This is a genomic window from Mycobacterium shimoidei, assembly GCF_900417275.1.
GTDB lineage: Bacteria > Actinomycetota > Actinomycetes > Mycobacteriales > Mycobacteriaceae > Mycobacterium > Mycobacterium shimoidei.
Map to the genome: position 1 here is coordinate 1034663 of NZ_UEGW01000001.1, position 23021 is coordinate 1057683.

Genomic DNA, 23021 nt, shown 5'->3' on the forward strand with positions numbered 1-23021 from the left:
GTGTCATTTTCTTTACTGATATGTCTTACGCTGCGCGTTCGCTCGACGACCTGACCCGCGGCGCCATCAGCGCCGTCTTTCATGCCGGCGCGAGTCCCCTCGGCCACCACTGGGAGATCATCGACGGAAACGACGCCGTGCTCGCGGCTAGCCGGCGAGTGCACCACGGGGGCAAGCTGGCTCAGAAGTTCTGGAAACTGTGGACCCTCACCGGCATGGGCGTCGGCGACAACATCCACATCGACCTGATCGGCGCGGACGGCCCGTTGGCCCGGGCAACTTCAATCAACGACAAACCGGCGATCGTGACGGTGACGGATCCAGCGGGCGTTCGGGTGGCCCGCAGTGAACGCCGCGGCGACACCCTCACCGTGTACGGCCCGAATGACGAACGAATCGCCGAAATCACGTGCGGCGGCGAGGGTCCGTGGCCTGTGCGTGACGGTGACGGCGCCACCCTGGGTGAACTCCTCGCCGGCGAACCAGGACCGTCGAGAGCCGTGGGCGTATCGGTGTTGGTTGACCCGCAGTTTGCCCTGAACACCGCCGCCTATGCCCGCTCGATGCATCTCGGGCTGCGCAGGGCGCGACGCTATGCCTACAACCCGGCGACGAAACCGCAGCCGCTGGCGCTCGCGCTGCTGCCACTGCTTTGCGCGCTGACGTACTGACCTCGTCAGGAAGCGGGTTCGGGCGCACGCGTCGCGACGAACAACCGGCGCAGCGAGTCGGCCATCCGTGCGCGTACCGGTGCGCCCGAGATGACCGCATCGACCATCGCCACCGACTGGTGGGTGTGGCCGCGGGCGCGGACATGCTCCGTCGGAACACCTGCCGCGGCCAGCGCCGCGGCGTAGGCCTCCCCGTCGTCGCGCAGTGGATCGAACTCGGCGGTCACCACGATGGCCGGCGGCAGCCCGGACAAATCCGGGGCGTGTAGGGGTGCGAAGCGGGGGTCATTTCGATCAGCCGGATCGATGTAGTGGTCGCAGAACCACCGCAGCAGCGGTGTGGTGAGACCGTAGCCGTCGCCGTTCTCGGTGATGGATGCCCGTGTTGTCGCACCGGCCATCATCGGCGTCAACAACACCTGGCCCGCGATGGCCGGTCCGCCCAAGTCCCGCACCAGCTGGCATACCACCGCGGCGATGCCACCGCCCGCGCTCCAGCCGCACACCGCGAGCTGGTTCGGTCTGCCGCCGAGCACCTCGGCGTTGTCGGCGAACCACCGCACCGCAGCCATAGCGTCGTCGATCGCCGTAGGGAAGCGGTGCTCGGGGGCGTGGCGATAGTCCGCCGAGACGACAACCGTGTCGCTTCGCACGCACAGGTCCCGGCACAGCGGATCGTCGGAGATCGCGTCGCCCAAGACGTAACCGCCGCCGTGGAAGTACACGACGATCGGGTGCGGACCCGCAGTCGTGGGTCGGTACAGCCGGTACGCTAAATCGCCTGTGGCGCCGGAGAACACACCGTCGATGATCTCGCCGACATCCGGTCCGGGTGGTCGGGCCGTCGACATCTGCAGGTAAAAGGTGCGGGCGTCCGCTGCCGACATCGATTCGATCGGCGGCAGGCCCAGCTCGGCCGTCGCGTCGAGCATCATCTCGACGTCGGGTTGCAGCCGTCGCACCACCCCGTCGTTGCAACGCGAGCCGCCGGGGCCCGAACGCGTGAAGCCCAGATAGTCGCGGGCGGCGACCTCGTCGCAGCTGGCGCGGTAGAAGTCGAGGCCTGCGCAGTAGGCCAGAAAAACCCGCGGCTTGCCCGGCACGTTGGCGCCCATGTACCAGGAGTTCGCCTGCGGGTAGAGGGTGATCTCGGCGCAGTCGTTGACGTGTTGCGTCCAGCCGGCTTCGGCCAGTTCGGTGGGCTCGATGACGTCGAAGCCGCCGGCGTTGAGCTGATCGAGGCAGTCGAGCACCCAATCCGAGTGCTGTTCGATCGAAACGATCATGTTCGACAGCACCGAGGGGCTTCCCGGGCCGGTGATCAGGAACAGATTGGGGAATCCGTTCGTGGTCAACCCGAGGTAGGTCTTGGGCCCGTCCGCCCATTTGTCCTTCAGCGCCAAGTCATTACGGCCTCTGATGTCGACGGCTGTCAGCGCACCTGTGACGGCGTCGAAGCCGGTGGCGAACACGATCACGTCGAAGGTGAACGACTCGCCGGCGGTATCGATGCCGGTCTCGGTGATTTGCCGGATGGGGTGTTTGTGGACGTTGACAAGCCGTACATGGGGCAGGTTGTAGGTCGCGTAGTAGTCGGTGTCCAGGCACGGCCTCTTCGTCGCGATGGGGTAATCAGTGGGGCACAGATCAGCCGCGGTCTGCGGGTCGTCGACAATGGTGCGGATCTTGTTGCGGAAGAACTCGGCCAATTTGTGGTTGGCTGCCGGATTGCTCATCACGTCGGCGAAGACGTTCAGGACGTCGAACAGCATTCCGCCCTGCCAAACGTCCTCGTAGCGCTGTTGGCGTTCGGTCTCCGACACGGTGAACGTCGGGGTGATACTGCGCTCCATCGGAATGCCGCCAGGCGAGTTCTTCGCCGCCGCACGGTATTCCGGCTCGTTCATCAGGCGCGCAGCCTTGTCTGGCGGCAACGGGCCGTTACGCGCCGGGATCGAAAAGCACGGGGTGCGTTGAAACACCACCAGCTCTTGTGCTTCCCGGGCGATAACTGGAATCGTCTGAACCCCGGAGGAACCCGTTCCGATGACAGCGACCCGCTTGCCCCTGAAATCGACCGGGTCGTGCGGCCAGCGACTGGTGAAGTAGACCTCACCGGTGAACCGTTCGAGTCCGTCGACCTCGGCCTGCTTGGGCATGGACAGACAGCCCGTCGCCATCACGAGGAAACGGGAAGTGACCTCGTCGCCGCGGTCGGTGCTGACATGCCATAGCGACGCGTCGTCGGCCCAGCGCGCCTGCTGAACTCGCGTCGAGAACGTGATGTGGCGCCGCAGGTCGTGCTTGTCGGCCACGTGGTTCAAATAGCGCAAGAGCTCCGGCTGGGTAGCGTACTTCTCCGACCACTGCCAGTCGCGCTGCCAATCGGGATCGAAGCTGTACATGTAGTCGATGCTGGGCACGTCGACCCGGGCACCCGGATACCGGTTCCAGTACCAGGTGCCGCCCACGCCGTCGGCCGCTTCGAATATCCGGAACCGGTATCCGGCCAGGCTCAGTCGGTAGGCGAGGTATAAGCCGGCCATACCCGCGCCCACGACGACAACGTCGACGTCAGGTGTCGGCCGGTCTGCACTGGCTGGATCGGTCATCGTCTGATCATCACGCCGCCGCGACGGGCTGTCCTCGGTACCGCGATACTTTTTTGGCGGCGCTTGGTGCCCGATCTGTCCTGCCGGGCGCAGGTTCGCTAACGTCCGTTGAAGAGAACATGGAGGTTCCTATGGCCAGGCAGATCCCATTGGTCGACTATCTGGTGCTTGACGACGGCGAACCGCACCTGGTCGCGCAGGAATGCACGAACTGTGGCGCCCGCTTCTTCGATCGGCGCAACGGGTGCGCGAGCTGCTTCGCCACCGAGTTCAAGACGGTCCCGGTCGCGACCGAGGGCACGGTGCGGGCGTTCACGATTGTCACGTTCGCCGCGCCAGGCATCCCCGTCCCATTCGTCGCCGCCGTGGTCGACTGCGACGGCACCCAGGTTCGCGCCAATCTCATCAATGTCGAGCCCGACCCCGAGCACGTGCATGACGGGATGAAGGTGCGGCTGGCCACCTACCCGATCGGCACCGACACCGCCGGTACCGAAGCGATTGGCTTTGGCTTCGAGCCGGCCAGCTGAACAGTAAGGAGCGACGATGAGCGCTAGCGACGAAATCTGGATCCTCGGGATCAAGATGACCAAGTTCGGCAAACACCCCGACAGAGACACCGTCGATCTGGCCGCAGAGGCCGCAACCGGTGCGCTCGCCGACGCCGGCGTGTCGATGGCCGATATCGGAGTGCTGGCGGCTGGGAACTTGATGGCCGCCAACGCGGGGATCGGTCAGCAATTGCAGAAACAGATCGGTCAGACCGGTATCCCGGTGTACAACGTGGCCAACGCCTGCGCTACCGGGGCCACCGCGCTGCGGACCGCCATCATGGCTGTCAAGGCCGGCGAGGTCGACTACGGGATGGCGGTCGGCGTGGAAAAGCTCTCCGGCGCGGGGTTGCTCGGCGCGGGCGGCAAGAAGAAGGACGCCGAGGTGTGGGAGCCCAACGGCCGCTATGGCGCGGTCGCGCCGATCGACGGGAGGATCGGCACCGAATCGATGCCGGGTGTGTTCGCTCAGATCGGCACCGAATACGGCCACAAGTACGGCGGCACCAGCTTCGAGCTCTTCGCCAAGATCAGCGAGAAGAACCACGCTCACTCGACGTTGAATCCGCTTGCCGCCTACCAGAAGCGCTTCACCCTCGAGCAGATCATGAACGATGTCATGATCGCCTACCCCAACACTCGGCCGATGTGCTCGGCCAACTGCGACGGGGCTGCAGCGGCGATCGTGTGCAACGGTGAGACGCTCAAATCGCTTTCCCTCGAACAACGTCGGCGCGCGGTGAAAGTGTCGGCGTCGATACTGACCACCGACCCCTATGAGGCGGGTTGCCAGGTGCTGCCGAACGTCAACACATTGACCCGCAACGCTGCGGCGACCGCCTACGAGCAGGCCGGCATCGGCCCGAGCGATCTGGATCTCGTGGAGTTGCATGACTGCTTCGCCACCGCCGAGCTGGTGCACTACGACAACCTGATGTTGTGCGAAGAGGGCGGCGCCGCAGACTTTTTCAACTCGGGCGCCACCTGGCGCGACGGCGCTACCCCGGTCAACGTTTCAGGCGGGTTGCAGTCCAAGGGCCACCCGATCGCGGCCACCGGCATCGCCAACATCTGGGAAATCTGCCACCACCTTCGCGGCGAAGCCGGCGACCGCCAGATCGAAAACGCCAAGGTCGGGCTCGCCCACGTGATCGGCTTGGGCTCGGCCTGCGGCGTGCACATCCTGGAAAAGTCGGCGGCCTAGTTCCTTCCGTTGACTCTGCGCTGACCACGCATCGCACTCGCACTTTTACGTGGTGGACGCAGAGTCAACTGAGCGGCGGGCCCAGCCTAGAGCGGCGCCTGCCGATCGGCCCACGGCAGCGCCTGCTCGAGCTGGGCCGCCAGCTGCAGCAGCAACGGCTCCCCACCCAGCGGGGCGACGAACTGCACGCCGAGCGGCAGCGCGTCGGCCGTCCAGTGTAGGGGCAGCGAAATCGCCGGGCGCCCAGTTAAGTTCGCCAACTGCGTGTAGGGCACCCAGCCGAGGTTCTTGTCCACCATGTCGTCGACGATGTTGGTGGCACGCAATAGGCGAGTTGTGCGGGTCTTGATTAGGGCGTCGGCCCCGTATTGCAGCGCAATCGGCAGATCGAATTCACCGATCTTGGGCGGCGGAGTTGCGAGGGTGGGCGTCAATAGCAGGTCATAGGAGTCGAAGAACTCGGTCAATCTTTTGGTGTGCTCGTGCCGGCGCTCGACGGCGTCGAGGTATTCGACTCCGCTGGTCGCGCGACCGAGGGCCGCCATGATGAGTGTGTCCCGCTCGAACGACTCGTTACCCGCACCGGTGAGTCGCTTGGCCTCGGCGACCTGGCGAGCGATGTAGACGAACCAGCTACACAGGAAATCCCGGGCGAGCGCGGCGTCGTCGTAGGGCGCCTGTGGCAGTTCCTCGACGTGGTGGCCGAGCTCAGTCAACCCGCGAACGGCGGATTCGACAGCCGCGAACGCCTCAGGGTGCGGCGTGGGGTTGATCGCCGACGGCACCCGCACGCCGATCCTCAGCTTGCCGGGATCGGCTCCCACCGACGATGCGAACGGCGACGCGGGCATGCCCGGCGCGTAGGGGCCGAAAGGCTCACCGCCGCAGATGACGTCGAGCATCGCGGCGGTGTCGCGCACCGTCCGTGAAACCACGCCCTGCACGGCGGCACCGTGCATGAACTCGCCGAGTGCCGGGCCCATGGGTGTCAGGCCCCGCCCGGGTTTGAGGCCGACCAGGCCGCAGCAGGCCGCCGGGATCCGTATCGATCCACCGCCGTCGTTGGCGCCCGCGCACGGCACGATCCCGGCCGCGACCGCGGCCGCCGACCCGCCCGAGGACCCACCCGGGGTTCGCTGCACGTCCCACGGATTGCGCGCCGGGCCCCACGCGACCGGTTCGGTAATGCCCTTCGCCCCGAATTCCGGCAGGTTGGTTTTGCCGAAGATGACCAGCCCGGCGTCGATCCAGCGCTGAACGACGGTCGCATGCTCGGCGACCGGCAACGACTTCAACGCGCGCGAGCCCTGCGAGGTGGGCAGGCCGGCGTAGTCCTGCGCGATGTCCTTGATCAGAAAGGGAACCCCGGCGAACGGGCCGCTGAGTTCCTGTGCCGGCGAGGCGGGAACGTCACGAACGATCGCATTGATTCGCGGGTTCACCGCGGCCGCTCGTTCGCGCGCCAGGACGAGTAGCTCGGCAGCCGATACCTGCCGATCGGCGACCAGCTTTGCCAGTCCGGTGGCGTCGTATCCCCGATACTCTTCGAATTTCATCGTTTGACCCTAAGACGCGCGGCTCGGCAGCAAAAAGTCGACGACGATCGCCGCCATGGCATCAATCGCGCTGCGAGCGATGACTTCGAAACCATGGGTGCTCAGCGTCGGCAGGCATAGCAGGCCCGCGCATGGGGTCAGCCCGCTGGCCTTGGCGTGCGAGGCATCGGACTCGAACGCCCCCAGCGCAGCCGCTTGCGGCGCCAGTCCCCGCTCGGTAGCGATCGCCATCAGCCGGTCGGCGACGTCCTTGTCGTAGACGCACTGGGCGTCGCTGTAGCCGATGATGGGCCCTCCGGTAACGCTGGTCCCGTATTCCTGCTCGGTGGGCCCCACCTCCAAGGCGAGGGTGAGTCGGCCCGGCAGGCTGGCGCTGGCGTATGAGCCGCCCACCCCACCGATCTCCTCGTTGGTGGTGAACACGAAATACACGTCTTCAGCCGGTCGTTGCTCGCGCTCACGCAGCAGGCGAGCCGCACGCAGCAGGGCAGTCACTGCGGCGCGATCATCGAGGAAGTAGCTGCCGAGGTAGTCGCCCAGCTCGACCAGGGTTCGCTTGCTCCGGTCGACGCACACCCGGGTACCGGGGTGCACACCGGCGGCGGTGAGCTCTTCGGCGGTGCGGCCGGTGAAAACGTAGACGTGCTGCCAGTCCAGCGCCTTGTCGCCCTGGTCGGGCTTGGTTTCCCAGATCTTCGGGCTTTCTTTGGTGGTGTGTTCGGAGCCGAGTGTGAGCACGGCGGTGAACGTCTGGTGATCGCCGAGCACTGCGACCGGGCCGAGCCCGAAGTTTCCCGGATACATCGTGCCCAGCTGCGTCAGATGCAGCGTTCCGTCGGATCCGATCCGCTTGACCATCATCGATAGTTCGTCCATGTGCGCCATGAGCCGCGTCGCCGCATCGTCGCCTGCGCCATCGGTGGCGCGCAGGTGACCGATCAGGTTGCCGGCCTCGTCAGTCCACATGTCGTCGACGACGGGCTGTAATTCGCGGGCACACAGCTCGCGCACCGCGTCTTCTTGACCACACGGCCCGTAGGCGAGCAGCAGTTCCTGCAACAAGTCATCGCCGGAGTCATGGTCACGCTGTGCCATCGGATACTCCTTCTGTGACTGGCCGTCGCGGAGGCCCGCGACCGTGCCACGGTGGTAACGGGTATACCCATTAGTGGTGGCCGCAGGTTTTCGGCCCGATCGAGAAAGAGGAAGGACTGCCGTGAACCAGGAACAACTCAACGTGATGGCGTCCGGGCAGGGCTTCATCGCTGCGCTGGACCAAAGCGGTGGCAGCAGCCCAAAGGCTCTCAAGCTGTATGGCATTCCCGAGGACGCCTATGACACCGAAGAAAAGATGTTCGATCTCATCCATCAGATGCGTGAGCGGCTGATGTCGAGCCCGAGCTTCTCCGGCGACAAAATACTGGGAACCATCCTTTTCGAGCAGACGATGGACCGCACCATCAACGGCGAGGACACGGTGGCATTCCTGTGGAAGCAAAAGCACATCGTCCCGTTCGTGAAGGTCGACCAGGGGCTCAGCGACGTCGACAACGGCGTGCAGCTGATGAAGCCGATGACCAAGCTCGACTCCCTGCTTGACCGAGCTGTCGATAAGGGCGTATTCGGCACCAAGATGCGGTCGTTCATTCAAGAGCCGAACGAGCAGGGCATCCGAGCCATCGTCGACCAGCAGTTCGAGTACGGACACAAAATCGCCGAGCGGGGCCTCATGCCGATCTTGGAGCCGGAGGTGAGCATCAAATGCCCCGACAAGGCCAAAGCTGACAGCATGCTGGTGGCGGCACTGAAGGCGAAGCTCGACGAGCTGAGCGAAGGCACCCAGTACATGCTCAAACTGACCCTGCCAGATGAAGACAACCTCTACGCGCCGTTGATCGAGCATCCCCGGGTGCTGCGGGTGGTCGCCTTGTCCGGCGGCTACAGCCTCGCCGACAGTTGCACGATCCTGGCCCGCAATCACCACCTCATCGCGAGCTTCTCGCGAGCCTTGACCGAGGGCTTGAGCGCCGACCAGACGGATGCGGAATTCGACGAGAAGCTCCGATCAAACATCGAGCAGATCTACGCGGCGTCCATCACCTAGTGGCGTCGTTTACGCGGGGACGTAAGCTCTTTCGTGGCTGACAGCCGGTTTGTACCGCTGTACTAGACGACTGAGGAATTGTAGAGATTGCCGCGACGCATCGTGCACGGCATTAAGGTGCTGTTCGTGCGCACGAACGTGTTAGCCAATGGCCGTGGCCGCTGGCTGGCAATAGTGGCCTCGCTCATCGCGTCGGCTGGAATGCTTTACGCCCAACGCGCAGAGCCGCCGTGCTGCGTCAACGCTCACATCGGTGCACCGCCCAGCCCCACCGCTGTTCCGACTAGCCCGCCGCCTCCGGTTCATCCCGCGCAGCCGCACATTGCCACCCCCGCGGAGGTGGAAGCGCTCGCGGCAGATGCCAACGCGCCGCTGGCTGCCCAGAATTTCCAGATCGCGCTGCCCGCCGGTGTCGCACCCGAGGAAGGTCTGCAGGTGAAGACGATCTGGGCAGCCCGCGCAATCAGTGTGTTGTTCCCGCAGATCACCACCATCGGCGGATTCCGGCAGGACGCGCTGAAGTGGCATCCCAACGGGCTGGCGATCGACGTGATGATCCCCAACTACCACAGCCCCGAAGGCATCGAGCTCGGCAACCAAATCGCTGGGTATGCCTTGGCGAACGCGAAGCGCTGGGGCGTCAATCACGTGATCTGGCGCCAGAAGATTTATCCGGGCGTCGGCGGGGGAAGCTGGACGGCCGACTACGGTTCCGAAACCCTCAACCACTACGACCATGTTCATATCGCCACCAACGGCGGCGGATACCCCACCGGGCACGAAACCTATTTCATCGGCTCGATGAGCCCCACGCCGCCGGACTGAACGGCGATCTGCTCGAGGAACGCGCGCGCGGCCGCTGACGCGCTGGCGGAGATGGCAATACCGAGATGCCGCACCGTCTTTGGGATCAGCGCGCGCACCGCGACGCCGGGTACGTCGGGCAGGCCGGCGCGCGGCAAGATGCTCACCCCTAGTCCCGCGCGCACGATCTCCAGCGCCGCCGCGATCTCGCGAGCGTCGAAGGCGACGTCGAACGCGACCCCGGCCTGCCGCGCGATGGGCATGAACACATCGGCGCAGCCACCGTGGCCGCGGACAAAAGGCTCCTCGGCCAACTCGGGATAGGTGATGGTGTCCTTCGACGCCAGCCGGCTACTCGCCGGCACGACCGCCACCATCTCCTGGTCACCGAGCGCCGCGACCTCAAGCCCCTTGATCGGCAACCGGACCACCCCAGCCTCGGCGGCGCCCTGATCGAGCCAGTCGCGGACCTCTTCCTCGCTGCCTTCGAGCAATCGAATGCTGACGGCCGGATGCCGTTGCGCGAAGGTCTGCAGCTGCGGAGCAACGAGAGTGGCAGTCGCCGTCGGGATGCTCGCCAGATACAGCGTCCCGGTGATGTCACCGGCCAAGCCGGCAACTTCGGTATGCATCAACGTCAGGTGATGAACCGCTTCTCTGGCATGTGCAAGGGCCACAGAGCCGGCTTCGGTCAGCACTAGCCCCTCGCGGCGGCGAACGAACAACGGCAAGCCGAGCTCTTTTTCCAGCGTGGCGATGGTGCGGCTGACAGCCGGCTGCGTTAACCCGAGGCGCCGGCTCGCCGCCGTGAAACCACCCTGCTCGGCCACCGTGATGAACGTCTTGAGCTGCGACAAGGTCGTCATCGACCCTCCATATCGCCAAGGTGATCGTTGCATAGCAACTGAGTTATGAAGAGTTGGCCTTTCAAAACGTTTGAGTCATCATACAAGTGCACGAAAGGACGATTTGGAATGAATCAAGGCACATTGCCGAAAGTGTTCGCACCGGAAGACATCGTGTGGCACGAAACCAATCTCGGGGAAAGCTTCTGGATCAGCGAGGAACTCGTCGGGACCGACTACTCGACACTGTTCAGCGCCCAACTGACCAAGTTCGGCCCGGGTGGCGGATCCACACCTCATCACCATGACTACAACCACGCGTTCTACTTCTTGACGGGCACGTGCCGCGTGCAGATCGGCGATCAGAGTTGGCAGACCAAGCCGGGCACGCTGGTCAAGGTTCCGGCAAACGACGAGCACAGCTTGGTCAACACCGGCGACGACGACCTCGTCTTTCTCGTCATCTACGACCCGCCGCATGTGGCGACCGACTAGACCGATGGCGGAAAATTTCGACGCGATCATTGTGGGCGCCGGTCAGGCGGGCCCGTTTCTGGCCGCGCGGCTGACCGACGCCGGACAGAAGGTGGCATTGATCGAGCGCCACCTGGTCGGAGGCACCTGCGTCAACTACGGTTGCATCCCGACCAAGACACTGGTGGCGAGCGCGCACGCCGCCCATGTCGCGCGCCGCGGCGCTGACTATGGCGTCGGAACCGGTGAGATCACCGTTGATATGGCCAAAGTCAAGGCGCGCAAAGACCGGGTCTCCGGCGACGACCGTCATAGCGTCGAGTCGTGGCTAGCCAGTATGCAGGGACTCACCTTCATCCGTGGCCATGCCAGGTTCGAAGGGTCTCATGAGATCCGAGTCGACGAGCGGCTGCTCGCGGCCGACAAGATCTACCTCAATGTCGGCGAACGGGCGGCAGTGCCCGACATGCCGGGACTTTCCGACATCGATTATCTGACAAATGTCGGGATCCTCGAACTCGACGCGGTGCCAGAGCATCTCGTCATCGTCGGCGGTAGCTACATCGGGCTCGAGTTCGCCCAGATGTACCGGCGGTTCGGGGCACACGTCACGGTTATCGAAAAGGCTCCGCGGCTGATCCCACGCGAGGACGAAGACGTCTCCGCCGCGATCCGTGAGATCCTGGAGGGCGAGGGCGTCTACGTCATCGTCGACGCCGACGATGTTCGATTCACCAAGCGTGACAACGGATTCGAAGTGACACCGCGCGATGGCGCACCGCCCATTGCCGGGACGCACCTGCTGATGGCGGTAGGCCGGCGCCCGAATACCGATGACCTCGGCTTGGAGAACGCCGGCGTCGAAACCGACAGCCGGGGATACGTCGTCGTCGACGACGAACTGCACACAAGTGTGGAGCATATTTGGGCGATGGGCGACTGCAACGGCCGCGGCGGGTTCACCCACACCGCATACAACGATTTCGAGATCGTCGCGGCCAACAACGGCGTGTTCGACGGTGTGCCACGCCGGGTCAGCGACCGTGTTCCCTCCTACGCGCTCTACATCGATCCCCCGCTGGGCCGGGCTGGCATGACAGCCGACGAAGTTCGCAGATCGGGCCGAAAAGCCTTGGTGGGCAAGCGCCCGATGACGCGAGTCGGACGCGCCGTGGAGAAGGGCGAAACCCAGGGTTTCATGAAAGTGGTCGTTGACGCTGAAACCGAACAGATCCTCGGCGCCGCGATCCTCGGAGTCGGAGGTGATGAAGTCATCCACTCCATCATCGACATCATGACCGCGAAGAAGCCCTACACCGCAATCTCACGCACCATGCATATTCATCCGACCGTCAGCGAATTGGTGCCGACCGTGCTGCAGGAGATGCACCCACTGCAGTAACCGATCGCTTCGGCCGAGCGATGCGCTAAGTTCGACCGCAAAGCGAAGGAGGCGCGAGCGATGGTTTCGGGTTTGTATGGCTATTTGACCTTGCTCTCGTTCGTACTGGTACTGGTGTTTGCCGCCGTCGCCACCGTCTTCGTAAACCGGTTGCTGCGTCGACCGACAAGCCCGATCGGCGAACAAATCGGAAGCTCCAAAGCCGTCGTGGCCAAGTTGCGCAAACGCGAAGCTATGTCGCGGGATGAATTGGAGTATGCGCGGCAAGTCGTTACCGACCGCAGCTCCTTGATGGCCTACGCCATCCCCGGTGCCCTCTTCTCGGTGGGATGCTTCTTCGTCTTCGGCAGCCTTGAACAATTGCACGGAGCGACGCCCTCCGAGCGGACGTTCCTCGGGGTGTTTCCCATGTTGGCGGCGACAAACTTCACCATTCGGATGCTCATCAGCGCCAGGTTGAAGGGACGCCTGGCAGACGTCATCTTGAAGTGACTCCGATACCTCGTGTCCGGGTTTTGAACCTGGGCTGGTAGTCTCTTTGCGTTCCTATGTCAAGCACATTGATATAGGAGCGGCCTTCTCGAAAACGTGAGGTGTGAGACCGGGTTCTGAAAGGCGATCGAGTGAGCCCCCGTTCAGTCGGCAGGACCGTGTTGGCGCGGACGTGGATGCCATTGGTGGCCGTCGTTGCCGTCAGCGCGGGAGCCGTGGGCATGTGGAAGGTGCATCAGTTCTCCGCTCCCCCGCCCGTCATCACGGTCAACGGCCCGGCCGCACCGGAACAGACCACGCCCAAAGAACTCACCTACGAGCTGTTCGGTTCGGTCGGTGACGGCGGGATGCTCGTCTACCTGGACATCGACGGGCATCCGCATCAGGTTGACCTGACGACGTTGCCGTGGTCGCACACCGAGACGACGACGCTCACCGTGGTATCCGGCAGCATCTCGGCGCAGGTTCATGGTGGTCAGCTCGGCTGCCGGATGCTGGTGAATGGCATTGTCCGCGACGAACAGTCGGACAACCATGAGGATGCGCACGTCATGTGCCGGGTGAAGTCCGCGTGAGCGAGCATCGGGCGAGACGGCCTCTCGTCCCCAGAATAATCCGCCTCCTCGCGATACCGATCATCGCGTTTTGGGCGCTTCTCGCCGTGTCGACGAACACGTTTATGCCACAGGTCGAGCGCGTCGCAGAGGAGCTCGCGGGCCCGATGGTCCCGCACTACGCACCGTCGCAGCGGGCGCTGCTGCGCATCGGTGAGAAGTTCCAGGAGTCCAACTCGACGAATTTGACCATGCTCGTGTTGGAAGCCGGCCGCACGTTGGGTGATGCGGACCACCGCTATTACGACGATTTGGTGCGCCGACTCAAGCAAGACACCCAGCACGTGCAGTACGTCATGGATCTGTGGGGGAAACCGATCACCGCGGCAGGGGCACAAAGCGTCGACGGCAAGGCCGCGTACGTGCTGTTGCGTCTGGCGGGCGACATCGGCCAGATGGAAGCCAACAAATCCGTTGCCGCCGTTCGGGATATCGTCGCCAAAGATCCCGCACCGCCCGGACTCAAGGTCTACGTCAGCGGCGCGGCACCGCTCGCCTCGGACACGGTGGCTATTGCCAATTCGAGCTTGAACAACATCACGATCGTGGTGATCTGCCTCATCGTCGTGATGTTGCTGCTGGTGTACCGCTCCATCGCCAACGTGCTGGTGCCCTTGCTCGGCGTTCTGATCGAGATGCTGGTCGCGAAAGGGGTTATCGCAACCCTCGGGCATCTGGGGTACATCGAACTGTCCTCGTTCGCGGTGAACATCCTGGTGGCGCTGACCCTGGGCGCGGGGACCGATTACGGGATCTTCTTGATGGGCCGCTATCACGAGGCGCGACAGTCCGGCGAAAGTCGAGAAGACGCGTTCTACACCGCCTACAAGGGTGTGACACCCATCATCCTCGGTTCGGGGCTGACGATCGCCGGGGCGTGTTATTGCCTGACGTTCGCGCGGCTCAACTACTTCCACACCATGGGGCCGGCTGTGGCGATCAGCATGCTGTTCACCATCGCGGCAGCGTTGACGCTCGGCCCGGCCATCTTGACCGTGGGCAGCGCCTTCGGGCTCTTCGACCCGAGGCAACAGGCTAAGGCGACGTTGTACCGGCGGATCGGGGCGAGCGTGGTGCGGTGGCCGGTGCCGATCCTCACGGCCAGTGCTGCTGCGGTCATGCTCGGGGCGATCTTCGTGCCGACATACCGGCAAAACTACGACGACCGTCAGTACCAACCGCACAACGCCCCCGCCAATCAGGGTTTCGCCGCGGCGGATCGACACTTCCCGCAGAGCAAGCTGTTCTCCGAGATGCTGATGATCGAGACGGATCACGACATGCGAAACTCGGCTGACTTCATCTCGTTAGACCGAGTGGCCAAGAGTCTCATTCGTCTTCCCGGCGTCGCGATGGTGCAAAGCATCACCAGGCCCCTGGGCCGGCCGCTGGAACACGCCACGCTGCCCTACCTGTTCACCACGCAGGGCAGCGGAAACGGCCAACAGCTCCCGTTCAACAAGCAGCAGAACGCCAATACCGACATGCAGGCACAGATCACGGCGCACACTGTCGAAGTCTTGCGTAAAGAGATCGTCTTCTTTGAACGGATGTCAGACGAGTTGCACAAGACGGCTCTCACGGTCGCCGATCTCCAACAGATCACCGACGAGATGAACCAGGAAATCTCGAACGTCGACGACTTCTTCCGGCCGATCAAGAGCTATTTCTATTGGGAGAAGCACTGTTTCGACATCCCCATCTGCTGGGCGTTCAGATCACTCTTCGACGGCCTCGACAACATCGACCACCTGGCCGCCGATATCAAGGACGCCAGGACCTCCCTCGAGGCGCTGGACAAGCTGCTGCCGCAAGTCATCACACAGCTGAAACTCACTGCTGACGACTCGGAGGCGTTGGCTGCTCTTTTGGTCAGCACCTATGGACAGTCGGCGTTGCAGTCCACGCAGACCGACCAGACATTCGATGATCTGATCAATGTCGGGCTTGACTTCGACCGGTCTCGCAGCGATGACTTCTTTTACATTCCCCGTGAAGGTTTCGACAACGACGACGTTAAGACCGGCATGCAGCTGCTGATGTCACCCGACGGCAAGGCCGCTCGGTTCATCGTCACCCACGAGGGCAACGCCATGGGACCCGAAGGCGTAGAGCACGTCGAACAATTCCCCACGGCGATAACCACGATCTTGAAAGAGACGTCGGTGGCCGGCGCGCGGGTTTACATCGGCGGCTCAGGATCCAACGACAAGGACATCAAAGAATACGCCGCATCGGATCTGCTTATCGTGGCGATCGCCGCCTTCGTGCTGATCTTCCTGATCATGTTGTTCCTCACGCGAAGCCTGATGGCCGCCTTGGTCATTCCCGGCACGGTGGCGTTCTCGTACGCCGGCGCATTCGGGCTGTCCATACTCGTCTGGCAACACCTCGTCGGCCTACCCCTGCACTGGCTGGTAATGCCGCTCACGTTCATCATCCTGGTGGCGGTCGGTTCGGACTACAACCTCCTGCTGATCGTCCGAGTCAAAGAGGAGCTTCACGCCGGGCTGAACACCGGTCTCATCCGCGCACTCGGAAGCACCGGGGCTGTAGTGACATCCGCGGGGTTGGTGTTCGCAATCACCATGCTGGCAATGCTCACCAGCGATCTGCGCACCATCGGTCAGGTGGGGTCGACCGTGTGTATTGGCCTGCTGCTAGACACGCTGGTCGTGCGTTCGTTCATCGTGCCGTGCATCGTGCGAATCCTGGGCCCGTGGTTCTGGTGGCCGACACTGGTACGGTCGCGTCCGGTGTGAACCTACTTCCAGGCGAACACCGGTTGCTCGAGTTCGTCGACGCGATCGTGGCGACCTTCCAGACACAGCCACCGCAGTTGCAACAGCACAGCACCCGTCGGTGCGTGGATGAGGTGGTCGCCCAACGGGATTTGCACGACCGGTCTCGGGCTCTCCGGGATGGCGATGAATCGCGGTGAATCGTCGCGTTGCAGCTGGGAGAGCCCCACTCGGTAAACCGCCACTACCTCGTCGGGCGCAGGTTTCAGATCCAGTCGGCCGCCGCCCCAGATCACCACCGGTGTGATGACGTATCCGGATCGCGTCGGGTAGTCGTCGAGCAGGCCTAGTACGGCCGAGTCGGCCAAGCAGATACCGAGCTCTTCGTTCAACTCTCGAAGCGCGGCGACGACGGGCTTCTCGCCAGGGTCGAGGCGGCCGCCGGGCAGCGCCCACTGTGCGGGATGCGAAGTGAGGCGAGATGCTCTGCGGCACAGCAAAAATGCCGCACCACCCGATACGCCGACCATACGACGCCCCAGGCCGGCCTCCGGCATCGGCTCCTCGTCTGCCTCGGAGTCGACCAGCACTACTGCAACGGCCGCATGTCTCTTGGTCGGATCGGTCACGGCACGGCGGTCGTGGCCGGCTAAGTGTGCACGGATCCGGTCGCGCAGCGCATCGTCGTACGTGATCGTCACTGCTCGACCATATACAGCAGTTAGTGGTGCGCGTTGCGGGCCAGCTCGATGGCGTACTGATTCACGAAGTTGCCCGCCGGTGGATCGCCTTTGCCGCATGACCCGTCCGATTCGCCGGGACGTTTGATCCACAAGTACGCGTCGGCGCGCGCACCCGCGGTAGCCGCGGTAGGCGGCGTGCCCAGCGCTCGACCACTTGGGTTGCACCAGCTGAGTTCGGAGTCGGGCGCTGGGCCGGCACCGTTGCGCGACGTGTCGATCACGTAATGCGATCCGTTGGTGAGCCCCGAAATCGCCTCGCCGTAACCGATTTCGTCCTCGGTGGTGTAGAAGTTGGCAACGTTGACGCTGAAACCCCGCGCGTGGTCCACACCGACCTGGTTGAGCCTGGCGGCCATGTCCTCGGGGCTGTGCCAGCGTAGATGCCCGGCGTCGACGTACACCGCCGCGTTCGGGTTGCGGGTCAGCGTGTCGACCGCGTAACGAATCAAGTCGTAGCGTTCTTGGCGCTGATCAGCCGACAGACAGTCGGCCATGGCCAACGCATCGGGTTCGAGCACGATCGCCACCCGCGAGCCGCCCACGCCGGCGGCGATGCCGTCGATCCAGCCACGGTATTCGGCGGCCGAGCCCATGCCACCCGCAGCGAAGCTGCCGCAGTCGCGGTGCGGGATTCCGTAAATCGCCAGCACCGGGATGGCACCGGCAGCCTGCGCGTGGCCGACGTACTTCCCGACCGTGCCCGCCGAACCGCCCGGAACAATCCAGTACGCCTGCGGCGTGTTAGCGATGGCGGTCAACTCAGGACTCGGCGGATCGGCCTTTTGCGCGGCGCGCATGGCCGCCGAGGCGGGATTGACGTAGAACGGCGCTCCAGCCAACGGGTTCGCATCGTCAGAGGCCAGACGAATTTTCGGAGCGGGCCCGACTTGCGCCGCGCCGGAAAGAAGACCCGGGCCGGCAATGGTGGCAATTGTCAGTAAAGGGGCGATCCAGCGCGCCAGTTGGGCGGCAACCGAGAGCATCACGCCCCGGAAAATTAGTGCATCAAAACGTCCGGCGTCAATTACCGAACGCATCGGCTGGTGTCGCCCTGGTATCCGGCAGGCTAGTGTGCTTTGGTCGGCCACAGCGAACGAGCCGAAGAGAAGAGCTGAGCACATTCATGACCACAGCAGCAGAGACGTCGGCGCTCGAATCGCGGGTCGGTCACTACTACCAGATGGACCTCCCCTATCTGGTTGGCCGCGAGAAGCTCCGCGAGTACGCCCGGGCCGTGCAGGACTATCACCCGGCGCACTGGGATGTCGCCGCTGCCGCCGAACTGGGATATTCGGACCTGGTGGCGCCGCTGACGTTCACGTCCACCCCCGGCATGACGTGCAATCGCCGCATGTTCGAAGACGTGGTCGTCGGCTACGACACGTACATGCAGACCGAAGAGGTGTTCGAGCAACACCGCCCGATTGTCGCCGGCGACGAGCTGCGGGTCGACGTCGAGCTGACATCGGTGCGCAGGATCGCCGGCAGAGACCTGATCACCGTGACCAACACGTTCACCGACACCGCCGGTGAGCGGGTGCACACCCTGCACACCACCGTCGTCGGCCTCACCAACGAGGATGTCGGTCCGGGAATCAAGACGGCCGTGCAAAAGATGATGATGCACGACGTGGACATCTTCGGAGTCGGCGAATCCGAGTATCACAAGACTGTGCGTCCCGAGGCGGAGATTCGGATCGCCGACGCAGGCATGACCCGCGTGCCAGGGACGCCGAGCTTCGACGACGTGCATGTCGGCGACGAGCTACCAACGCACCACGCGCGACTGTCGCGAGGCGACTTGGTGAACTATGCCGGTGTAGCCGGTGACGCCAACCCGATCCACTGGGACGAGAACATCGCCAAGCTGGCCGGGCTGCCCGACGTGATCGCGCACGGAATGCTCACCATGGGGTTGGGCGCCGGATTCGTCTCGGCATGGTCGGGTGATCCCGGTGCGGTCACCCGTTACGCGGTGCGACTCTCCGCGCCCGCGATCGTGTCGGCCGCCGAGGGCGCAGACATCGAATTCAGCGGCAAGATCAAGTCGTTGGATCCGGCGACCCGCAGCGGTGTGGTCATTGTCGGCGCGAAGTCCGGCGGCCGGAAGATCTTCGGTCTGGCGACAGTGAACGTCCGCTTCCGCTGAACTCCGACTTCGGCCGCTTTGCCTGCGAGACACAGAGGCGCGGTTAAGTTGGCGGCATGGACTTGCTACGCACTCGGAGTCTTCGCGGTATCCGCCAGATCGGCGAGGGCTTGGGCACGCTGGACCGTGAGGTGTTCGAAGCCGTCGCCGAATCGCCCAGTCCCCTGCTCGACGCAGTGATGCCGCGACTGACCCGGGCGGCGGACCATTCGAAGCTGTGGTTGGCGATCGCCGCCGTGTTGGCCGCATCGGGGCATCGCGCTTCGCGGCGCGGCGCGGTTCGCGGCGTCGCAACCCTCGCCGTCACCAGTGCCTTCACTAACCAACTCGCCAAGCGGGCCTGGAAGCGTCCGCGGCCGAACCGGTTATTGGTGCCGCTTGGCAGGCAGAGCACACGAATCCCCACGTCCAACTCGCTACCGTCCGGCCACACCGCGAGCGCCGCCGCGTTTGCCGTCAGCGTCGGACTGGAGAACCCCCTGCTCGGACTGGGGACCGCACTACTTGCCGGACTGGTGGGACTGTCCCGCGTCGCTACCGGAGCACACTATCCGGGCGATGTGTTCGCCGGCTTCGGCATCGGCGCAGCGATCGCGGTGCTGGGTGCGCGGATCGTGCCGCCGACCGTGCCGACGAAGATTCCGACCGCGGACCCGCTCCGGCTCGACACCCCGGCACGTCCCGATGGAGCCGGCGTGGTGCTGGTGATCAATCCGGCCTCCGGCACCGGGGCGGGAGCGCGTCTCCGCGACGAGGTGCGCGAGGCGCTGCCCGCAGCCGAGATCGTCACGCCGGCCGAGGACGACAGTCTCGAGGCGGCACTGCGCGCGGCGGCCGACCGAGCGGAGGTGCTCGCTGTCGGGGGCGGCGACGGCAGCGTGTCATGCGCGGCGGGCGTCGCCATCGAGGCCGGGGTTCCGCTGGCGGTTTTCCCGGCCGGCACCCTCAACCACTTCGCGAAGGACATCGGCTGCGACAGCGTGGCCAAGACCGTCGCCGCCATCCAGAAAGGCGATGCTGCGTGCGTCGACGTGGTGTGCCTCAACGAGGACCACATCGTCGTCAACACCGCCAGCATCGGCGCGTACCCGCAGTTCGTCCAGACTCGCGAGAAACTCGAGCACAGGATCGGCAAGCCGCTGGCGAGCCTTTACTCGATGTTCCACACGCTGCGGCGCGATGAGCCAGTGACAATCTCCTACGACAACAAGACGCTGCAGACATCGCTGTTCTTCCTTGGTAATTCGACCTATCTGCCGTCGGGTTTCGCTCCGTCGCTTCGAACGCGGCTAGACGACGGCTTGATGGATGTCCGCATCCTCGAGACGGGCCGCACGTTGAGCCGACTGCGCATCCTCGTCGCGCTGGCGCTGGGCCGGCTGGTTCGCAGCCCGCTCTATCACGAGATGCACGTGCCGGAATTCACGTTCACCCCCGTGCATGGTCCCACGGTGTTAGCCCTCGACGGTGAGGTCGGAATCGAGTGCGGCAAAGCAACTTTCAAGGTGCGTTACCGGGTACTTCCGGTATTTTGCGCGGTTGCGTAACTAGGCGACGGCGCCGTCGGCTCCGGCAGCAGCTATGACGCTGTCAGCTCGGCGTACCGCGCGATGTGTTGGTCGGTGGTGCCGAACTCGTACTGAATTGCGGTGAGGCGTTTGAAGTAGTGACCGATCGCCAGCTCCTCGGTCATCCCCATCCCGCCGTGCAGCTGCACGGCTTGCTGACCGATGAACCGTGCCGCGCGTCCGACGGTCGCTTTGCCGGCCGATACCGCGCGGGCACGGGTCGCTTCGTCCGCCTCGAGATTGAGGATCGCCAGATACACGGCGGCGACGGACTGCTCGAGTTCCATATACATGTCCACCATGCGGTGCTGCAGCACTTGGAACCGGCCGATCGGCTGTCCGAACTGCTGGCGTTGCTTGCAGTATTCGATAGTGTCCGCCAACACTTTTCGCATACAGCCCACTGCCTCGGAGCAAACCGCCGCAGCACCGTCGTCCCGCGCCCGGGCCAACGATTGGCCTGCCTGGCCTTGCTCGCCGAGTAGGGCCTCCGGTGAAAGCCGTAGATCTTTGAAGGTGACATCGGCGGCGCGACGGTCGTCGATGGTTCGGTACGGGTGAACCTCGATGCCGGCCGAGTCAGCATCGGTGATGAACAACGAGATTCCGTCTACGCCCGGTGTGCGCGCGGTGACCAGCAGTTGTGTTGCCAGCGGTGCGCCCACGACCATGATCTTCGAGCCGTTCAACACCCAACCATCGCCGTCGGGTTCGGCCACGGTCGACACCTCTTGCCAGCGATCAGCCGAATCCGCCTCCGCTGCGGCCAGCGCCACCACCGCGCCGCCGGCAACGATCTGCTGCAGCACAGATTTCGCCACCTCGCCGCCCGCGCGGTGCAGCAGCCCGCCGGCGACGACAACGGTGTCGACGTACGGCTCGATCACCAAGGCGTGACCAAGCGCCTCGGTGATGATCATGAGTTCGACGGGGCCGCCGCCGATTCCACCGACCTCTTCGGGCAGCGTGGCGCCCAGGATGCCCAGCTCCGTCGCAAAGCCACGCCAGATATCGGGTTGCCAACCGGCACCGGTCTTGGCGGCTGCGCGGCTGCTCTCGAGGTGATACCGCGCGGCCAGGAACTTGGTGATTCCATCACGTAGGAGTTGCTGTTCGTTGGTGAGGTCGAAGTCCATCTATAACCCCAATGCGGCCTTGGCCAGGATATTGCGCTGGATTTCGTTGCTGCCGGCGTATATCGAGCCCGCCCGGTCGTTGAAGTACCGCAAGGGCGCTACAGCCTGCCACGGCTCGCCCGACAGGTATCCGTCAGCGGGTGGTTCGTATTCGGCGACCGGGCCTCCGGGCGCTGTGGCATGCGGTTGATAGGCGCGGCCACGCGGCCCGGCCGCCTCCAACGCGAGTTCGGTGAGTGTCTGACTGAGTTCGGTGCCCAAGATCTTGAGCATCGACGACGACGCACCGGGGTTGCGGCCCTCGGCTACCGCGGCGAGTACTCGGTATTCGAGAATCTCCAACACCTCGGCGCGGATACGCGCATCAGCGAGTTTGTGCCTGAAGGTTGGATCGTCGGCAAGGCTGGCCGAGCCTGATCCAGGTTGGGTCTTTGCCGCTTCGCCGATCTCCTCGGCCAGCACCTGCAACGCCGGCGACACCGCACCGCCGCCCCGCTCGAACTCCAGCAGATACTTCGCGACTGTCCAGCCGTCATCGATCTCGCCGATGACGTTGGCTTTGGGCACCCGCACCTCGTCGAAGAACACCTGGTTTTGGATCTGTTCGCCCGAGATCATCACCAGCGGGCGAATGGTTATGCCGGGCGAGGTCATATCGATCAGCACGAAGGTGATGCCCTGCTGTTTTTTCTTCGTACGGGAGGTGCGCACCAGTGCGAACATCCAATTCGCCTCGGCGGCATGGGTGGTCCAGATCTTGCTGCCGGTGCATATGAGGTCATCGCCGTCCTGCACGGCAGCCATCGACAGCGCGGCCAGATCGGAGCCGGCCTCGGGCTCGGAGTAACCCTGGCAGAAGAAGACCTCGCCGGTCAGGATCCGGGGCAGGAAGTAGTCCTTCTGCGCGTCGGTGCCGTATTTGATGATCGCGTGCGCGACCATCCCGATTCCCATCGGCGACAGCGTCGGCGCACCGGCCAGCGTCGTCTCGCGGTTGAAGATGTAGTGCTGGGTGAGGCTCCAGTCGCAGCCCCCGTACTCGACCGGCCAGGCCGGCGCCGCCCAGCCCCGCTCATGCAGAATCGCCTGCCACGCCATACTCGCTTCGTGATCGGCGTAGACGCTGGTCATCAAACGCCCCGCCCGCCGCAGTTCCGGGGTCAGCTTCGCGTCGAGGAAAGCCCGAACTTCCTCTTGGAATGCACGGTCAGCTTCTGACCACTGCAGATCCATAATTTCCCCTGCCGGGTCGGCGGATGCGCGTAGTTACCCGGCTGAGCCTATCGCGGTCGCGGGAGATCGCTTGCTCGTTCGGGGTTAGCTCAATTGCTGATGGCGGTCAGGTGAGACGTGAG

Annotated in this window: 20 protein-coding genes; 12 read left to right on the forward strand and 8 right to left on the reverse strand. The window is 64.2% G+C overall.

The features are described 5' to 3' along the window. Positions 1-20: 20 nt before the first annotated feature. Positions 21-671: a hypothetical protein gene (locus tag MSP7336_RS05050; protein WP_113963188.1), complete on the forward strand. Its 651-nt coding sequence runs from the start codon at positions 21-23 to the stop codon at positions 669-671. Between the two features lie 5 nt (positions 672-676). On the opposite strand, the gene MSP7336_RS05055 is transcribed toward MSP7336_RS05050, so the two are convergent. Beyond that, positions 677-3283, reverse strand: coding sequence for a flavin-containing monooxygenase (locus tag MSP7336_RS05055; protein WP_113963189.1), 2607 nt, complete (start codon positions 3281-3283; stop codon positions 677-679). A 131-nt stretch (positions 3284-3414) separates the two neighbouring features. On the opposite strand from MSP7336_RS05055, the gene MSP7336_RS05060 reads away from it, so the two are divergent. Both MSP7336_RS05060 and MSP7336_RS05065 read left to right on the forward strand, forming a co-directional pair. After that, positions 3415-3813 (forward strand): Zn-ribbon domain-containing OB-fold protein, encoded by a 399-nt coding sequence (locus tag MSP7336_RS05060; protein ID WP_069394132.1) that lies wholly within the window; start codon positions 3415-3417, stop codon positions 3811-3813. 16 nt (positions 3814-3829) lie between these two features. Then, positions 3830-5038, forward strand: a complete 1209-nt coding sequence (locus MSP7336_RS05065; protein WP_069394131.1) for a thiolase family protein — start codon at positions 3830-3832, stop codon at positions 5036-5038. Between the two features lie 86 nt (positions 5039-5124). Here the strand turns inward: MSP7336_RS05065 and MSP7336_RS05070 are convergent, their stop codons facing one another. Both MSP7336_RS05070 and MSP7336_RS05075 read right to left on the reverse strand, forming a co-directional pair. Beyond that, positions 5125-6594 (reverse strand): amidase, encoded by a 1470-nt coding sequence (locus MSP7336_RS05070; protein ID WP_069394130.1) that lies wholly within the window; start codon positions 6592-6594, stop codon positions 5125-5127. A gap of 9 nt (positions 6595-6603) precedes the next feature. Next, the gene (locus MSP7336_RS05075) at positions 6604-7689 is read right to left on the reverse strand and encodes a M42 family metallopeptidase (protein ID WP_069394129.1); all 1086 of its coding nucleotides are present in this window, start codon (positions 7687-7689) and stop codon (positions 6604-6606) included. 121 nt (positions 7690-7810) lie between these two features. Between MSP7336_RS05075 and MSP7336_RS05080 the strand changes: the two genes are divergently transcribed. Together MSP7336_RS05080 and MSP7336_RS05085 are read left to right on the forward strand one after the other, a co-directional pair. Continuing rightward, positions 7811-8698, forward strand: a complete 888-nt coding sequence (locus tag MSP7336_RS05080) for a fructose bisphosphate aldolase (RefSeq protein ID WP_069394128.1) — start codon at positions 7811-7813, stop codon at positions 8696-8698. 126 nt (positions 8699-8824) lie between these two features. After that, positions 8825-9523 (forward strand): VldE C-terminal domain-containing protein, encoded by a 699-nt coding sequence (locus tag MSP7336_RS05085; protein ID WP_113964780.1) that lies wholly within the window; start codon positions 8825-8827, stop codon positions 9521-9523. Here MSP7336_RS05085 and MSP7336_RS05090 read toward each other — a convergent pair. Then, the gene (locus MSP7336_RS05090; protein ID WP_069394127.1) at positions 9484-10368 is read right to left on the reverse strand and encodes a LysR family transcriptional regulator; all 885 of its coding nucleotides are present in this window, start codon (positions 10366-10368) and stop codon (positions 9484-9486) included. The genes MSP7336_RS05085 and MSP7336_RS05090 overlap by 40 nt on opposite strands. 108 nt (positions 10369-10476) lie before the next feature. Here MSP7336_RS05090 and MSP7336_RS05095 point away from each other — a divergent pair, with 108 nt between their 5' ends. The 5 genes from MSP7336_RS05095 to MSP7336_RS05115 all read left to right on the forward strand — a co-directional run bounded on the left by MSP7336_RS05095 (position 10477) and on the right by MSP7336_RS05115 (position 16091). Continuing rightward, complete coding sequence (locus tag MSP7336_RS05095; RefSeq protein ID WP_069394126.1) at positions 10477-10842, forward strand: cupin domain-containing protein; 366 nt, start codon at positions 10477-10479, stop codon at positions 10840-10842. Between the two features lie 4 nt (positions 10843-10846). Continuing rightward, entirely contained in the window at positions 10847-12223 is a 1377-nt protein-coding gene (locus MSP7336_RS05100; RefSeq protein ID WP_069394125.1) for an FAD-containing oxidoreductase, read from the forward strand. A gap of 60 nt (positions 12224-12283) precedes the next feature. Next, on the forward strand, positions 12284-12715 hold the full coding sequence (locus tag MSP7336_RS05105) for a hypothetical protein (RefSeq protein WP_069394124.1): 432 nt from the start codon (positions 12284-12286) through the stop codon (positions 12713-12715). A gap of 131 nt (positions 12716-12846) precedes the next feature. Beyond that, positions 12847-13290, forward strand: coding sequence for an MmpS family transport accessory protein (locus tag MSP7336_RS05110; RefSeq protein ID WP_084226268.1), 444 nt, complete (start codon positions 12847-12849; stop codon positions 13288-13290). Positions 13291-13325: 35 nt separating this feature from the next. Further along, the gene (locus tag MSP7336_RS05115; protein WP_232320917.1) at positions 13326-16091 is read left to right on the forward strand and encodes an MMPL/RND family transporter; all 2766 of its coding nucleotides are present in this window, start codon (positions 13326-13328) and stop codon (positions 16089-16091) included. A 2-nt stretch (positions 16092-16093) separates the two neighbouring features. Here the strand turns inward: MSP7336_RS05115 and MSP7336_RS05120 are convergent, their stop codons facing one another. Together MSP7336_RS05120 and MSP7336_RS05125 are read right to left on the reverse strand one after the other, a co-directional pair. After that, a complete protein-coding gene (locus MSP7336_RS05120; RefSeq protein ID WP_113963191.1) occupies positions 16094-16771 on the reverse strand; it encodes an NUDIX hydrolase in 678 nt (225 codons plus the stop codon). A gap of 20 nt (positions 16772-16791) precedes the next feature. Continuing rightward, a complete protein-coding gene (locus tag MSP7336_RS05125; RefSeq protein ID WP_181786940.1) occupies positions 16792-17796 on the reverse strand; it encodes a glycoside hydrolase family 6 protein in 1005 nt (334 codons plus the stop codon). A gap of 140 nt (positions 17797-17936) precedes the next feature. Between MSP7336_RS05125 and MSP7336_RS05130 the strand changes: the two genes are divergently transcribed. Both MSP7336_RS05130 and MSP7336_RS05135 read left to right on the forward strand, forming a co-directional pair. Next, positions 17937-18962, forward strand: a complete 1026-nt coding sequence (locus MSP7336_RS05130) for a fused (3R)-hydroxyacyl-ACP dehydratase subunits HadA/HadB (RefSeq protein WP_113963193.1) — start codon at positions 17937-17939, stop codon at positions 18960-18962. A 56-nt stretch (positions 18963-19018) separates the two neighbouring features. Continuing rightward, a complete protein-coding gene (locus MSP7336_RS05135; RefSeq protein WP_113963194.1) occupies positions 19019-20509 on the forward strand; it encodes a bifunctional phosphatase PAP2/diacylglycerol kinase family protein in 1491 nt (496 codons plus the stop codon). Between the two features lie 32 nt (positions 20510-20541). On the opposite strand, the gene MSP7336_RS05140 is transcribed toward MSP7336_RS05135, so the two are convergent. Together MSP7336_RS05140 and MSP7336_RS05145 are read right to left on the reverse strand one after the other, a co-directional pair. After that, positions 20542-21666 (reverse strand): acyl-CoA dehydrogenase family protein, encoded by a 1125-nt coding sequence (locus MSP7336_RS05140; protein ID WP_113963195.1) that lies wholly within the window; start codon positions 21664-21666, stop codon positions 20542-20544. After that, positions 21667-22899 carry an acyl-CoA dehydrogenase family protein gene (locus MSP7336_RS05145; protein ID WP_069394118.1) on the reverse strand — a complete coding sequence of 411 codons (1233 nt, stop codon included), beginning with the start codon at positions 22897-22899 and terminating at the stop codon, positions 21667-21669. Positions 22900-23021 lie beyond the last annotated feature (122 nt).

What these genes read in the sequence shown, in the direction of transcription:
- MSP7336_RS05050 (WP_113963188.1), top strand. Translation starts at nt 21, where the DNA reads ATGTCTTACGCTGCGCGTTCGCTCGACGACCTGACCCGCGGCGCCATC.
- MSP7336_RS05055 (WP_113963189.1), bottom strand. Translation starts at nt 3,283, where the DNA reads ATGACCGATCCAGCCAGTGCAGACCGGCCGACACCTGACGTCGACGTT.
- MSP7336_RS05060 (WP_069394132.1), top strand. Translation starts at nt 3,415, where the DNA reads ATGGCCAGGCAGATCCCATTGGTCGACTATCTGGTGCTTGACGACGGC.
- MSP7336_RS05065 (WP_069394131.1), top strand. Translation starts at nt 3,830, where the DNA reads ATGAGCGCTAGCGACGAAATCTGGATCCTCGGGATCAAGATGACCAAG.
- MSP7336_RS05070 (WP_069394130.1), bottom strand. Translation starts at nt 6,594, where the DNA reads ATGAAATTCGAAGAGTATCGGGGATACGACGCCACCGGACTGGCAAAG.
- MSP7336_RS05075 (WP_069394129.1), bottom strand. Translation starts at nt 7,689, where the DNA reads ATGGCACAGCGTGACCATGACTCCGGCGATGACTTGTTGCAGGAACTG.
- MSP7336_RS05090 (WP_069394127.1), bottom strand. Translation starts at nt 10,368, where the DNA reads ATGACGACCTTGTCGCAGCTCAAGACGTTCATCACGGTGGCCGAGCAG.
- MSP7336_RS05095 (WP_069394126.1), top strand. Translation starts at nt 10,477, where the DNA reads ATGAATCAAGGCACATTGCCGAAAGTGTTCGCACCGGAAGACATCGTG.
- MSP7336_RS05100 (WP_069394125.1), top strand. Translation starts at nt 10,847, where the DNA reads ATGGCGGAAAATTTCGACGCGATCATTGTGGGCGCCGGTCAGGCGGGC.
- MSP7336_RS05105 (WP_069394124.1), top strand. Translation starts at nt 12,284, where the DNA reads ATGGTTTCGGGTTTGTATGGCTATTTGACCTTGCTCTCGTTCGTACTG.
- MSP7336_RS05125 (WP_181786940.1), bottom strand. Translation starts at nt 17,796, where the DNA reads ATGCTCTCGGTTGCCGCCCAACTGGCGCGCTGGATCGCCCCTTTACTG.
- MSP7336_RS05130 (WP_113963193.1), top strand. Translation starts at nt 17,937, where the DNA reads ATGACCACAGCAGCAGAGACGTCGGCGCTCGAATCGCGGGTCGGTCAC.
- MSP7336_RS05135 (WP_113963194.1), top strand. Translation starts at nt 19,019, where the DNA reads ATGGACTTGCTACGCACTCGGAGTCTTCGCGGTATCCGCCAGATCGGC.
- MSP7336_RS05140 (WP_113963195.1), bottom strand. Translation starts at nt 21,666, where the DNA reads ATGGACTTCGACCTCACCAACGAACAGCAACTCCTACGTGATGGAATC.
- MSP7336_RS05145 (WP_069394118.1), bottom strand. Translation starts at nt 22,899, where the DNA reads ATGGATCTGCAGTGGTCAGAAGCTGACCGTGCATTCCAAGAGGAAGTT.